This is a genomic window from Pantoea sp. DY-17 (assembly GCF_019795975.1).
In the GTDB taxonomy this organism is placed as follows: domain Bacteria; phylum Pseudomonadota; class Gammaproteobacteria; order Enterobacterales; family Enterobacteriaceae; genus Pantoea; species Pantoea leporis.
The window spans coordinates 1,633,108-1,646,927 of sequence record NZ_JAIMIG010000001.1 but is presented as its reverse complement, the minus strand read 5'-3'; the positions used below and the strand labels follow the sequence as shown (position 1 = coordinate 1,646,927).

Annotated in this window: 14 protein-coding genes; 12 read left to right on the top strand and 2 right to left on the bottom strand. The window is 57.5% G+C overall.

Annotation, left to right across the window (positions count from 1 at the left end; genetic code table 11):
• Nucleotides 1-9: 9 nt before the first annotated feature.
• From K5Y33_RS07840 to K5Y33_RS07825, 4 genes are all read left to right on the top strand, one after another.
• Nucleotides 10-948, top strand: coding sequence for an ABC transporter substrate-binding protein (locus K5Y33_RS07840; protein WP_101762808.1), 939 nt, complete (start codon nt 10-12; stop codon nt 946-948).
• Nucleotides 949-1,064: 116 nt separating this feature from the next.
• Entirely contained in the window at nt 1,065-1,748 is a 684-nt protein-coding gene (locus tag K5Y33_RS07835) for a D-lyxose/D-mannose family sugar isomerase (protein ID WP_110868355.1), read from the top strand.
• An 11-nt stretch (nt 1,749-1,759) separates the two neighbouring features.
• Nucleotides 1,760-2,620 carry a ketose 1,6-bisphosphate aldolase gene (locus K5Y33_RS07830; RefSeq protein ID WP_101762806.1) on the top strand — a complete coding sequence of 287 codons (861 nt, stop codon included), beginning with the start codon at nt 1,760-1,762 and terminating at the stop codon, nt 2,618-2,620.
• Nucleotides 2,621-2,624: 4 nt separating this feature from the next.
• Nucleotides 2,625-3,674, top strand: a complete 1,050-nt coding sequence (locus K5Y33_RS07825; RefSeq protein ID WP_222233635.1) for a carbohydrate kinase family protein — start codon at nt 2,625-2,627, stop codon at nt 3,672-3,674.
• On the opposite strand, the gene K5Y33_RS07820 is transcribed toward K5Y33_RS07825, so the two are convergent.
• Nucleotides 3,611-4,357 carry a response regulator gene (locus tag K5Y33_RS07820; RefSeq protein WP_101762804.1) on the bottom strand — a complete coding sequence of 249 codons (747 nt, stop codon included), beginning with the start codon at nt 4,355-4,357 and terminating at the stop codon, nt 3,611-3,613. The two genes, K5Y33_RS07825 and K5Y33_RS07820, sit on opposite strands and share 64 nt — an antisense overlap.
• Nucleotides 4,358-4,437: 80 nt before the next feature.
• Here K5Y33_RS07820 and K5Y33_RS07815 point away from each other — a divergent pair, with 80 nt between their 5' ends.
• The 3 genes from K5Y33_RS07815 (at nt 4,438) to K5Y33_RS07805 (ending at nt 6,865) form a co-directional block, all read left to right on the top strand.
• On the top strand, nt 4,438-4,707 hold the full coding sequence (locus K5Y33_RS07815; protein ID WP_222233634.1) for a hypothetical protein: 270 nt from the start codon (nt 4,438-4,440) through the stop codon (nt 4,705-4,707).
• 61 nt (nt 4,708-4,768) lie between these two features.
• Nucleotides 4,769-6,067, top strand: a complete 1,299-nt coding sequence (locus K5Y33_RS07810) for an NCS2 family permease (RefSeq protein ID WP_008105472.1) — start codon at nt 4,769-4,771, stop codon at nt 6,065-6,067.
• Between the two features lie 261 nt (nt 6,068-6,328).
• Complete coding sequence (locus K5Y33_RS07805; protein WP_255610241.1) at nt 6,329-6,865, top strand: DUF4164 family protein; 537 nt, start codon at nt 6,329-6,331, stop codon at nt 6,863-6,865.
• Nucleotides 6,866-6,915: 50 nt separating this feature from the next.
• Here the strand turns inward: K5Y33_RS07805 and K5Y33_RS07800 are convergent, their stop codons facing one another.
• Entirely contained in the window at nt 6,916-8,364 is a 1,449-nt protein-coding gene (locus K5Y33_RS07800) for an AMP nucleosidase (RefSeq protein WP_110868358.1), read from the bottom strand.
• 400 nt (nt 8,365-8,764) lie between these two features.
• Between K5Y33_RS07800 and K5Y33_RS07795 the strand changes: the two genes are divergently transcribed.
• The 5 genes from K5Y33_RS07795 to K5Y33_RS07775 all read left to right on the top strand — a co-directional run bounded on the left by K5Y33_RS07795 (nt 8,765) and on the right by K5Y33_RS07775 (nt 13,778).
• Nucleotides 8,765-9,880, top strand: coding sequence for a branched-chain amino acid ABC transporter substrate-binding protein (locus tag K5Y33_RS07795; protein ID WP_101762802.1), 1,116 nt, complete (start codon nt 8,765-8,767; stop codon nt 9,878-9,880).
• Nucleotides 9,881-9,962: 82 nt separating this feature from the next.
• On the top strand, nt 9,963-10,877 hold the full coding sequence (locus K5Y33_RS07790; RefSeq protein ID WP_008105462.1) for a branched-chain amino acid ABC transporter permease: 915 nt from the start codon (nt 9,963-9,965) through the stop codon (nt 10,875-10,877).
• Between the two features lie 10 nt (nt 10,878-10,887).
• On the top strand, nt 10,888-12,168 hold the full coding sequence (livM, locus tag K5Y33_RS07785; protein ID WP_222233633.1) for a high-affinity branched-chain amino acid ABC transporter permease LivM: 1,281 nt from the start codon (nt 10,888-10,890) through the stop codon (nt 12,166-12,168).
• Complete coding sequence (locus K5Y33_RS07780; RefSeq protein ID WP_222233632.1) at nt 12,161-13,036, top strand: ABC transporter ATP-binding protein; 876 nt, start codon at nt 12,161-12,163, stop codon at nt 13,034-13,036. The genes livM and K5Y33_RS07780 overlap by 8 nt, the downstream gene beginning before the upstream one ends.
• The gene (locus K5Y33_RS07775; RefSeq protein WP_222233631.1) at nt 13,029-13,778 is read left to right on the top strand and encodes an ABC transporter ATP-binding protein; all 750 of its coding nucleotides are present in this window, start codon (nt 13,029-13,031) and stop codon (nt 13,776-13,778) included. Before K5Y33_RS07780 ends, K5Y33_RS07775 begins: the two co-directional genes overlap by 8 nt.
• The last annotated feature ends 42 nt before the right edge of the window (nt 13,779-13,820 follow it).

Here is a 13,820-nt window from a genome sequence, read left to right as displayed (position 1 = left end):
ACATCGACTATGCGTTTTAATCCGATTCTAACCGGACTGCTGGCGGCTACGCTTCTGAGCGCGCCATTGGTGCAGGCCAAAGAGCTGAAATCCATTGGTGTGACCGTCGGCGATCTCGCCAACCCGTTCTTCGTGCAGATCACCAAAGGTGCCGAGCTGAAAGCGCGTGAACTGGCGGGCGACAAAGTCAACGTAACGCTGGTCTCCAGCGGCTACGATCTCGGCCAGCAGGTGGGGCAGATTGACAACTTCATCGCCGCTAAAGTGGACATGATCATCCTTAACGCCGCCGATTCCAAAGGTATCGCGCCCGCGGTAAAACGTGCGCGTGATGCCGGGATTGTGGTGGTGGCGGTCGACGTGGCAGCAGACGGCGCTAACGCCACTATCACCTCCGATAACACCGCCGCCGGCGCGATGGCGTGTAAATACATCTCCGACCGCCTGAAGGCCAAAGGCAACGTGGTGATCATCAATGGACCGCCGGTTTCTGCGGTGCAGAACCGTGTCGAAGGCTGCATGACCGAGCTGAAAACCCATCCGGACATCAAGCTGCTCTCCTACAACCAGAACGCCAAAGGCAGCCGCGAAGGTGGCCTCGAAGTGATGACCGGCCTGCTGTCGGCCAATCCAAAGATTGATGCAGTGTTCGCGATTAACGACCCAACGGCGATTGGTGCCGATCTGGCGGCGAAACAGGCGCAACGCAATGAGTTCTTTATTGTCGGCGTCGATGGATCGCCAGACGGTGAAGAGGCGCTGAAACGCAAAGGCTCGCTGTTCGTGGCCACGCCAGCGCAGGACCCGCAGGTGATGGCGGCGAAAGCGGTGGAGATCGGCTATGACATCCTGCAGGGCAAGCCCGCGCCGGATAAGCCGGTGCTGATTCCGGTGACGATGATCGATCGTAACAGCGTCAGCAGCTACAAGGGCTGGACGGTGAAGTAAGCAGCCGCTGTCCCTCACCCTAACCCTCTCCCATAAATGGGAGAGGGGACAAATAGCGCCCTCTCCTGCTTGCGGGAGAAGGCTGGGGTGAGGGCCAGCGTGGAAAGGAGGTGAAGATGCAACGCTCAGAAGTGAATGCGATCCTACAACGCACCCGCGAATTCTTTATGCGTCAGGATGTGCATCTGCCGCCGTGGGCCGATTACGGCCTCAGCCAGTGGCGCGCGCTCGATAAACATGACGCCGATGAACTGCTGGCGCTGCATCTTGGCTGGGATGTCACCAGCTTCGGCGCTGACGATTTCAATCAAACCGGTTTAACCCTGTTCACACTGCGCAACGGTTCGCGGGGTGGCCAGCCGTGGGCCAAACCTTATGCCGAAAAAATCATGCATGTGCGCGAAGGGCAGGTCACGCCGCTGCATTATCACCCGCAAAAGATGGAAGACATTATCAATCGCGGCGGCGGCAATCTGATCGTCACGCTGCATAACCGTGCGGGCAATCAGCTGGCTGATACGGCGGTTAACGTCACACTCGATGGCATCCGCCAAACCCACGCCGCCGGTTCGCAGCTGCGTTTATCGCCGGGCGAAAGCGTTACCTTGTTGCCGGGCATCTGGCACAGCTTTTGGGGCGAAGAGGGCTACGGCGATGTGCTGGTGGGTGAAGTCTCGATGCCCAATGACGACGAACATGACAATGTGTTTCTCACGCCGCTGGCGCGCTTCAATCCGCTGGATGAAGATGAAGCACCGCGCTGGCTGCTGTGTAACGAATATCACCGCTGGCTGGCCTAAAGGAGCCTGATATGGCACTGATTTCACTGGCGCAGGGTTTGGCCCATGCGCAACAGAACGGCTACGCGCTTGGCGCGTTTAACGTCCTCGACACCCATTTCCTGCGCGCGCTCTATCAGGCCGCTGAGCGGCAGCGCTCGCCGTTTATTATCAGCATCGCTGAAGTGCATTTTAAGTATGTCAGCCTCGAGCATTTGGTCGCCGCGGTGCGTACCGAAGCGGCGCTGCACGCTATTCCGGTAGTGCTGCATCTCGATCATGGCCTGCATTTTGAGGCGGTGATGCAGGCGATTCGCCTTGGCTTCACCTCGGTCATGTTCGATGGCTCGACGCTCAGCTATGAGGAGAACGTGCGCCAGACCCGCGAGGTGGTGAAGATGTGTCACGCGCTCGGCGTGTCGGTGGAGGCCGAACTCGGTGCGGTGGGCGGCGATGAAGGCGGTGCGCTGTTTGGCGAGGCCGACAGCGATAAATTTACCGATCCGGCGCAGGCCGCTGATTTTGTACACTCCACCGGCATTGATTGCCTGGCGGTGGCGATTGGCAATGCGCACGGCAAATACAAAGGCGAACCCAAACTCGACTTCGACCGGCTGGCAGCGATTCGCGCGACGGCCGGCATTCCGCTGGTGCTGCATGGCGGTTCCGGCATTAGCGACGCGGATTTCCGCCGCGCCGTCAGCCTTGGCATCAATAAAATCAATTTCTATACCGGCATGTCGCAGGCGGCGCTCGGGGCGATTGAAGCGCAGATCGCCCAACGCGATGCGCGCTACGACGCCTTTGCTGAGTTGTTGATGGCGGTAGAGCGCGACATCGCCAACGTGGTGGCGCAGCAGATGCAGGTATTCGGCAGCGCCGGGAGGGCATAACCGCATGGTGCGTAACGGAATCATCGGTGCCGGCAGCATGCTGGTGGATCACGTGCAGCGCATCAGCCATTGGCCGGAACAAGGCTGGCTAACCGAGATTCAGCACAGCGAGAAGTGCAGCGGCGGCGCGGCGCTCAATGTGCTGTTTACGCTGGCGCGCATGCAGCTGAATCTGCCGCTGGCGGGCGTCGGCATAGTAGGCGAGGACAGCGACGGCGACTACATCCTGCAACTGCTGGACGATCATCACATCGACCGCCAGTTTGTGCAGCGCATCGCAAGCATCAATACGGCGATGACGCAGGTGATGACCACGCCGGATGGCCAGCGCACCTTCTTCCATGCGCGCGGCGCCAATGGCAAGCTCGATCTGGCGCACTTCGCCGACGTCTTCACGTCCCATCGCATCTTCCATCTCGGGTATTTGCTGCTGCTGGATAGCCTTGATGTGCCGGACGATGAATACGGCACGCGCAGCGCACGGCTGCTGGCGCAGATGCAGCAGCGCGGCTATCTCACCTCCCTCGATTTGGTGTCGCGCGTGGGCGAATATCGACCGCTGGTGGTGCCTGCGCTGCGCTGGCTCGATTATCTGGTGATTAACGAACTGGAGGCGCAATCACTCACCGGCATCAGTTTGCGCACGCCGCACGGGCTTGCCGCACCGACTGCGTTTGCCGAAGCGGCGACCTGGCTAATGCAGCAAGGCGTACGTCAGCGCGTGGTGATCCACGCACCCGAAGGCGCGTGGGGCCAGCAAGCGGACGGCGAAGGGCGCTGGCAACCGGCGTGGTGCTTAGCGCCAGAAGAGATCGTCGGCAGCGTGGGGGCGGGCGATGCGTTTTGCGCCGGTGTGCTCTATGCCAGCCATGAAGACTGGTCGCTGACGGAAACGCTGAAGCTGGCGCACACCTGCGCCTGCTTTAATCTGCATGCCGCCAACGCGCTGGACGGCACGCGGCCATTAGCCGAGATGCAGCGCTGGATGGATCAGGCGATTTGCGTTTCACGTGCCGAAGAGGCCGGACGCATCACGTCGGCGGAGAAAACATAGCCGAGACCGCGAATGGTGCGGATCAGGCTCGGTTGATGCGGATTGATTTCTATCTTGCGTCGCAGCCGCATAATCAGTACATCAATAGTGCGATCAAACACCTCAAGGCTTTCGCTGTGCGTCAGTTCGAGCAGTTGATCGCGGGTTAATACTTTGCGCGCATGCGCCACCAGCGCGCGCAGCAGCGTGTATTCACCTTGCGTTAGCGGCACGCTTTCACGCTGCGGATTGAACAGTTGGCAGCGCGCATCGTCGAGGCGCCAGCCGTTAAATTGCCAACCTTCATCTGCTAACGCTTCCGGCTGCGCCAGCCGTCCGCAGCGTCGCAGCGCCGCGCGTGCCCGAGCCACTACCACGCGCGGATTGAACGGTTTAGCGATGTAATCATCCGCGCCCATCTCCAGCCCCACCACCATATCCGCTTCCGAACCCATGCCGGTCAACATGATCACTAGCAGATCGGGACGCTGCCGCTGCATCTGTTGCAGCACCAGCAAGCCGTTGGTGTCTGGCAGCATCATATCCAGCATCACCAGTGAAATTTCCGGGTGTAGCGTGAGCAGGGCTAGCGCATCTTTACCCTGATGGCAGCAATAAACGGTAAATACATGTTCATTCAACACATCGTGCAGCAATTCGCACACTGCACGATCATCATCGACCACCAGAATCGCGGGCTTCATGGATGCGCCTCTTTTGTTACGAAAGGGTTAAAAGCAGTGTAACCCGATGTTTTTTACCTGCTGATTAAGGCAACAGAAACGTGAGCGCCATCGCCTGGCAGAGTGCGGAAGCGTGCAGTGCCGCACTCTTTTTGCCAAAACATCGTCAGCAAGGAAAACGATTGCGCGGCGCTGGTGCAATGCACCATAATCGCGCCTCATTCTGGTTCAGAATAATCTTAGCCGCAGCCGCAAATGAAAACGTAATCGATTGCGTAGGGGAGTGGCATAGCTATTGCTATATGGACAGGGGAAAGCGCAAGGTTTCACAACCTGTTGTCCAGTTTGCTTCGCTTTCAAAACAACAATAAGCATGTAAACCACATTGGCAAGGAGCGCGCGCATTCGTGCCGACTCCGCTCATGAGAGATGATGATGTTAGAAAAACTCTTCAAACTAAAAGCGCACAACACCACGGTTCGCACCGAAATCATTGCGGGTATCACCACCTTCCTGGCAATGGCTTACATCCTGTTTGTTAACCCGAGCATTCTCGGCGCAACCGGCATGGATAAAGGTGCGGTCTTCGTGGCGACCTGTCTGGCGGCGGCGATTGGCTGTGTGTTAATGGGCCTGATCGCTAACTATCCGATTGCACTTGCACCGGGCATGGGCCTCAACGCCTTCTTCACCTATACCGTGGTGCTGCATATGGGTTACACCTGGCAAGTCGCGCTGGGCGCGGTGTTCTTGTCGGCGGTGATCTTCTTTGCCATGTCGCTTTTCAAAATTCGTGAGTGGATTATTAACAGCATTCCGCTGCCGCTGCGTGCCGGTATTGGTGCCGGTATCGGTCTGTTCCTGGCGATTATCGCGCTGGAAGGCGCGGGTATCGTAGTGGATAACCCAGCAACGCTGGTTGGCCTGGGCGATCTGACCAAACCGGGTCCGCTGCTGGCGCTGCTCGGCTTCTTCATCATTGTGGTGCTGGAAGCGCGTCGCGTTACCGGTGCGGTGCTCATCGGCATTCTGGTGGTGACCTTCATTTCTATGGGCATTGGCCTGACACCGTTTGGCGGCGTGTTCTCCGCTCCGCCCTCTATCGCGCCAACCTTTATGCAGCTGGATATCGCCGGTGCCTTTAACGTCGGTTTGGTGAGCGTAATCTTCGCCTTCCTGTTCGTGGACGTGTTCGATAACACGGGCACCTTGCTGGGTGTGACCAAGCGCGCTGGTCTGGCGGATGAGCAGGGCAACGTGCCGAAAATGGGCCGTGCGTTGATCGCAGATAGCGCCGCCGCGCTGTTCGGCTCGCTGCTTGGTACTTCAACCACCACCAGCTATGTGGAATCTGCTGCCGGCGTCAGCGCCGGTGGCCGCACCGGCCTGACGGCGATTGTGGTGGCGATTCTGTTTCTGCTCAGCCTGTTCTTCTCGCCGCTGGCGGGCAGCGTACCGGTTTATGCCACCGCGCCAGCGCTGCTGTTTGTGGCGGTGCTGATGGCGTCTGGCCTGGCAGATATTGACTGGAAAGATATCACCACCGCCGCGCCGGTAACCGTGACCGCGCTGACCATGCCGCTGACCTACTCGATCGCCAACGGTATTGCGTTCGGCTTCATCACCTGGACGGTGGTGAAACTGCTGAGCGGTCGCACCAAAGAGGTCAACCCGGCGCTGATCATTTTGTCGATTCTGTTTGTTATCAAACTGGGCTGGCTGAGCGCGTAAATGTTACTTAACGGAAGCCCGATCGGGCTTCCGTGTCTGCTGTTGCATCCCTTCGTTTATTTTCTGCGTGACACTTCGCAGTCCTTTTTGATGCTCACTTTCCTTCCCTCTCAAAACAGCCCAGGCTGTGCGTGTTATTTAAACCTGCCCGCAAAAAATGTGCTGTGAATGGCGGGATCGTGGAATGTTAACGCTGCGCAAATCTGTTTCACTAACAGTGAGGTGGAAAGATTGAGCTGCGCGATGGAAGAGGATTCGGTGATGGATTACCCCATTAGCAATACAACTCGAGTGTTCCCACCGCTTATTTTTGACGTTGGTAACAAAGGAGATCATCAAATGGAACAACTCACCAAACGGGTTGAAGAGCTGGAAAAAACCACGCAACAGATTCAGATGGATGTTGCTGTGCTAACCGCGCGTTCAGAACATTTTGCGACTAAAGCGGATATCGAAAAGGTCAGAGCCGAGCAGGGCGTGATGCGTGTGGAGATTATGGGCGAGCTGGGGGCGCTTGAACAACGTCTCGATAAAAAGTTTGAGCGGATGGAAGACAAATTCGATAAAAAGTTCGAAAAGATAGATGAGAAGTTTGGAAAGATAGATGAGAAGTTCGAAAGGATTGATGAGAAGTTTGAAAGGATTGATGAGAAGTTCGACAGAGTTGATCAGAGATTCAATCAGCTGGAGGATAAAATATCTGCCTTCAACAACAGCATCACCTGGAAAATCATGATACCGACCGGCCTTCTGGTGCTGGCGTGGTTTGTGCAGAATATCGTTTTGAAAATGTCATGACGCGCTTTACTGCACGGTTCCGGCCCTTCATGGGCCGGAACTCATCATGATTACCTAAACGGCGGCTCGTTAAAGGTTCTCAGCTTCCTCGAATGCAGCTTGTCGCCTTCAGCTCGTAGCAGTTCTACCGCGCAGATGCCAATCTGCAGGTGCTCGGAGATTGCGCCTTCATAGAAGCGGTTTGCCTGGCCCGGTAGCTTGATCTCGCCATGCAGCGGTTTATCGGATACGCACAGCAAGGTGCCGTAAGGCACGCGGAAGCGGTAACCCTGCGCGGCGATGGTGGCGCTCTCCATATCAACCGCAACGGCGCGGCTCAGGTTGAAGCGCAGCGCCGAAGCGGAGTAGCGCAGCTCCCAGTTACGGTCATCGGTGGTGACCACGGTGCCGGTGCGCAGGCGCTGTTTAACTTCTTCGCCGGGCATGCCGCTGACCGCTTTGGTGGCGTCATACAGTGCGCGCTGCACTTCGGCGATGCTGGGGATTGGGATATCTGGCGGCAGTACGCTATCCAGTACGTGGTCGTCGCGCAGGTAGGCATGCGCCAGCACATAGTCGCCGATGGTCTGGCTTTCGCGCAGTCCACCGCAGTGGCCAATCATCAGCCAGGCGTGCGGACGAATCACCGCCAGGTGGTCACAGATGGTTTTGGCATTGGATGGCCCCACGCCGATGTTCACCAGCGTAATGCCGCGACGATTCGGTGATGTCAGGTGCCATGCCGGCATTTGGTGCTTCTTCCACGCCAGATCGGACATCATCGCCGTCGGGTCTTGCGTATCGGCGGTGATCACCACTTCACCGGCGCAGGCCAGGCTGTCGTAAGGCGTGGTGGGATCCTGCACCTGCTCAATCGCCCAGCGCACGAACTCATCGACGTAGCGCGTGTAATTGGTGAACAGCACGAACGGCTGAAAGTGCTCTACGCTCGTGCCGGTGTAGTGGCGCAGGCGTGCCAGTGAGAAATCGGTGCGCAGGGCGTCAAAGTGCGACAGCGGGAAAATCGCATTGGCGTGGAACAGGCCGTCGGCGGTTTCATCACCGATTTGCGACAGTTCGGTGGTGGGGAAATGGCGTGCGATGCTGGCGCTCATTGAGCGGTCCAGTGACAAGCCGTCAATCACATAAGGATAAGGAATTTCCTGCTGTGAAGGCGCGACCTCAATCAGCACGTCGTACTCCTTCTCCAGCATCTGCAGCTGCTCGCTGAGATAGTGGCGCAGCAGCGCCGGGCGCGTGATGGTGGTGCTGTAGCTGCCGGTATGGGTAAAACGTCCCCACGCGCGGGTGCGATTTTGCTGCGGACCTTCACCCAGCCAGGTGATGCGCAGCTGCGGATAAACAAACAGCCCTTGCTGACGCGCGGCCTCATCCGGCAACTGTCCGGTGGCAGTGAAATCGCGAATGGCGTTGCGCAGCGCGTCAACGGCTGCGTCGTACAGGCGTTCTAGTTCGTCCAGCGCTTGCTGGCTGCTCAATCCGTTCCGTTGTGTATTCATGGGTTCTCCTTCAGAAACATGGACCGTTTTCACCAGAGCATAGCGGATAAACCCTTCGCTACGATGAAGAATCTGTGATCGACCGCATTCTGCACCATCACGGTGCTGGTGCGTGGCGTAACCGCGGCTATGTTTATGATCAGCAGGGATGTTACATCGCGTGTCTCCTGTTCTGGAGCGATGCCCGAGTAATAAATCGTCCACCTTCGCGGTATTGGCGAGCTTATTGCTTAGTTTTCAACCGTGGCCTTAATGAATCTATCCCGTTCTTAAAGCAGGTTGCCATAAATGGCGACTCTTCGGGTGTTGGAGGCCGCACTCTGTTCTGCCGAAGTTTCAGAAATTGATTTCTCCCAGGCCGTGGTATGGCTCCGTTCCTGACCCGTTGAGGATTGAAAGCATGTCTTTGAAATTCATAAAACACCCAATGAAGGTGGCGATTGCAGGTTGTTTAAGCGTGGCCTTTTACGCTCAGGCAGATATTAAAATTGGTGTGGCGGGTCCGTTCTCTGGGCCTAATGCGACGTACGGCGCGCAATACTGGAAAGGCGCAAGCCAGGCCGCGGAGGATATCAATGCGGCAGGCGGCATCAACGGCGAGAAAATCGTGCTGGTGCAGGGCGACGACGCGTGTGAACCGAAGCAGGCGGTATCCGTCGCTAACCGATTGGTCGATCAGGATAAAGTGATGGCGGTGGTCGGCCACTTCTGCTCCTCATCCACCATGCCCGCTTCGGAAGTCTATGATGAGGCTGGCGTTTTAGCGATCACGCCCGGATCCACCAACCCAAAAATTACCGAACGCGGCATGAAAACTCTATTTCGCATGTGTGGGCGTGATGACCAGCAAGGCGCTATCGCCGCGGATTACATCATCGACAAGCTGAAAGCGAAGAAAGTGGTCATCATTCATGACAAAGACACTTACGGCCAGGGTTTGGCGGATGCCACCAAAGCCTCACTTGAGAAGCGCGGCGTAAAAGAAGTGCTGTATGAAGGGTTGTCGCGCGGTGAGAAAGATTTCAATGCGCTGGTAACCAAGATCGGCGCGCTGAAACCGGACGTGGTCTATTTCGGCGGCTGTCATCCCGAAGCCGGTCCGCTGGTGCGTCAGATGCGTGAGCAGGGCGTTAATGCGGCTTTCTTCTCCGGTGACTGCATTGTGACGGAAGAGATGGTGACGGCAGCAGGCGGCCCGCAATACACCAAAGGCGTCTACATGACCTTCGGCAACGATCCGCGCACCATCGCCGATGGCAAAGCGGTCATCGACAAATTCCGCGCCAGCGGATTTGAGCCAGAAGGTTACACCCTGTATGCCTACGCCTCCGTGCAGACGCTGGCCGCCGCTTACAAAGCAGCCGGTAAAGACAACGCCAAGGCCAGCGACTGGCTGAAAGCCAACAGCGTCGATACCGTCATGGGCAAAAAAGGCTGGGACAGTAAAGGCGATCTCAAGGTGTCGGATTACGTCGTGTATCAATGGGACGACAAAGGCAAGTATCACCAGCTGTAATGTGCCACGCGGCCCCGCGCAGTGCGGGGCCATTCGCGATTGCGCGCGAGGTGTGCGCTCCCATTGAGTACGAGACGACATTATGGACGCCTTTTTCTTACAGCAGCTGATCAACGGTTTAACGCTCGGTGCCGTGTATGGCCTGATCGCCATCGGCTACACCATGGTTTACGGCATTATCGGCATGATCAACTTCGCCCACGGCGAGGTGTATATGATCTCCGCCTATCTGTGTGCCATTGGCTTATCGCTACTCAGCTTTTTTGGCATTCACTCCTTCCCGCTACTGATATTCGGCACCTTAATCTTCACCATTATCGTCACCTCGGCTTACGGCTGGGCGATTGAGCGCATCGCCTATCGACCGCTGCGCAATTCGACGCGCCTTGCGCCGCTGATTTCAGCGATCGGCATGTCACTGATTTTGCAAAACTATGTGCAACTCAGTCAGGGGCCAAATCAGCAGGGCATTCCGACGTTGCTGACCGGCGTGTTGCGCATGGAATTTGATGGCGGCGTGGTGCAAATCACCTGGACCAAAATCTTCATCCTGATCGCGGCGTTTTGCGGCATGGCGCTGCTGACCTGGATTATCCAGTACACCAAACTCGGGCGTATCTGCCGCGCAGTGCAGCAGGATCGGCGCATGGCTTCCATTCTCGGCATCAATACCGATCGCGTTATCTCGCTGGTGTTTGTGATTGGTGCGGCGATGGCGGGATTGGCCGGCGTGCTGGTGACGATGAATTACGGCACCTTTGATTTTTACGCCGGATTTATCATTGGCATCAAAGCGTTCACCGCCGCAGTGCTCGGCGGCATCGGTTCACTGCCGGGCGCGATGCTTGGCGGATTATTGCTGGGCGTCGCGGAAGCGCAGTTCGCCGGGATGGTGAATTCTGACTACAAAGATGTGTTCTCGTTTTCGCTGCTGGTGGTGATTTTGATCTTCCGCCCGCAAGGACTGCTGGGACGTCCGCTAGTCGCTAAAGTGTGAGGAAGCCCCGATGAATGCAATGACGCAAAATCCTGTGCGCCAGGCGCTGCTCGATACGCTGCTGGCGGGGTTAGTGGCGCTGGTGGTATTTGGTCCGATTGTTGGCGTGGTGCTCGACGGTTACAGCTTCAAACTGTCGCCACAGCGCGTGGCGCTGCTGGTGGCGGTGGTGATGGCGGGGCGTTTGCTGTTCAGTTTGTTTCTGCACGCGCCTTTTGGTCAGCGCATCATGCGCAAGTTTGCCAGCAGCGATGACGGGGTTTACGTGCGCGAGCCCGGCTATCGTTCGCGTTTGCGCTGGATATTGCCGCTGCTGCTGATCGTGGCGCTGGCCTTTCCGTTTCTCTCCAGTAAATATCTGCTGACGGTGGCGATTCTCGGCCTGATTTATGTGCTGCTCGGGTTGGGCTTGAATATTGTGGTTGGGCTCGCCGGATTACTTGATCTCGGCTACGTGGCTTTTTATGCCATCGGAGCGTACGGCCTGGCGCTTGGCTATCAATATCTCGGATTGGGTTTCTGGAGCATGCTGCCGCTGGCGGCGCTGCTGGCAGCTTTTGCTGGCGCGCTGCTTGGGTTCCCGGTGCTGCGCATGCACGGCGATTATCTGGCGATCGTTACGCTCGGCTTTGGTGAAATCATTCGTCTGGTGCTGACCAATTGGGTCGCCTTTACCGGCGGCCCGAACGGGGTTTCCGTGCCGTCGCCGACCTTCTTTGGCCTCGAGTTTGCCCGCCGCGCGCGCGATGGCGGCGTGCCGTATCACGAGTTTCTGCACGTCACTTACAACCCGAATATGAAATTTATCTTCATCTATGTTGTGCTGGTTCTGGTGGTGTTGCTGGTGCTGTGGATTAAGCATCGCCTGACGCGTATGCCGATTGGCCGCGCCTGGGAAGCGCTGCGTGAAGATGAGATTGCCTGCCGCGCGATGGGGCTTAACCATGTGTTGGTTAAGCTTTCAGCCTTTATGTTGGGCGCGTCAACGGCGGGCATCGCCGGGGTGTTTTTCGCCAGCTATCAGGGCTTCGTTAATCCCACCTCGTTTACCTTTTTTGAGTCGGCGCTGATTCTCGCCATTGTAGTGCTCGGTGGGATGGGATCGACGCTCGGCGTGGTGCTGGCAGCGTTTGTGCTGACGGTGGCACCGGAACTGCTGCGCAGCTTTGCCGAATACCGCGTGCTGCTGTTCGGCATGCTAATGGTGCTGATGATGATCTGGCGGCCACGTGGGCTGGTGCGCACCGCACGCGTTGGCGTGCCACTGCGAAAAGGAGTGCGCCATGAGTGATGCCATCCTGCAAGTGGACAACCTGATGATGCGCTTTGGCGGCATCAAGGCACTGAATGACGTTAGCCTGGCGGTGGAGCGCGGTTCGGTGACCTCATTAATCGGCCCCAACGGCGCGGGTAAAACCACGGTGTTTAACTGCCTGACCGGCTTTTATCGCGCCACCGGCGGACGCATTGTGCTCAACGCCAATCAGCGCAGCACCGATGTGATTCAGGTGCTGGGGCAAAAAATTCATGCGGGCGACTGGATCAATCCCACCCGGCTCGGCTCGCGGCTCTGGTACAAGATGTTTGGCGGCGCGCACCTGGTGAACCGCGCCGGGCTGGCGCGTACTTTCCAAAATATTCGGCTGTTCCGCGAGATGTCGGTGATTGAGAATCTGCTGGTGGCGCAGCATATGCAGGTCAATCGTCAGCTGCTGGCGGGCGTGCTGAACACACGCGGCTACCGTGAAGCAGAAAATCGCGCGCTGGATCGCGCTTTTTACTGGCTGGAAAACGTCGATTTGGTCGCCAGCGCCAACCGTCTGGCCGGCACGCTCTCATACGGTCAGCAACGGCGGCTGGAGATCGCGCGCGCCATGTGTACGCGACCTGAGCTGATTTGTCTGGATGAGCCGGCGGCTGGGCTGAATCCGGTGGAAACCGAGGCGTTGAGCGAAATTTTGCATCGCCTGCGCGCCAATCATCGCATCAGCGTGTTGCTGATTGAACACGACATGCCGATGGTGATGCGCATTTCCGATCACATTGTGGTGCTCGATCATGGCGATGTGATTGCTCAGGGCACGCCGCAGCAAATTCGTCACGATCCCAAAGTGATTGCCGCCTATCTCGGCGCAGAAGAGGAGAGCGACCATGGCTGAACCGATGCTGGCATTTGAGCAGGTCGATGTGTTTTACGGCCCTTTGCAAGCGCTGAAACAGGTGTCGCTGACGGTGAATCAGGGCGAAACCGTGGCGCTGATTGGCGCTAATGGCGCGGGGAAATCCACGCTGCTGATGTCGATCTTTGGCCAGCCGCGTATTGCCAGCGGCGAGATACGTTTGCGCGGCGAAGCGATCAGCCAGCGTTCGACGCACTTCATCGCCGCCAGCGGCATTGCGCAGGCCCCGGAAGGACGGCGCATCTTTCCTGATATGACGGTGGAAGAGAACCTGCTGATGGGCACCATCGCCATCGGCGAACGTTTTGTTAAAGAGGACAAAGAGCGCATGTATCAGCTGTTTCCGCGCCTGCGCGAGCGGCGCAAGCAGCGCGCCATGACGCTCTCCGGCGGCGAGCAGCAGATGCTGGCGATTGCCCGCGCGCTGATGAGTCGGCCTAAACTGTTGCTGCTCGACGAACCCAGCCTTGGCCTCGCGCCGATTGTGGTGAAGCAGATTTTTGCCATTCTGCGCGAGTTGACCCAACAAGGCATGACGCTGTTTCTGGTGGAGCAGAATGCCCGCCATGCATTGCAGCTAGCCGATCGCGGCTATGTGATGGTGAACGGTGAGATTCGCCTGAGCGGCAGCGGCGCAGAGCTGCTCAATAATGACGACGTGCGCAGCGCCTATTTGGGCGGCGCAGCCGATCCTGCGGTGGTGGCGACAAAAAGTTTGTAATAATGATTAAATGGTGAGGGGAAACACTTTGCATAATTCTCA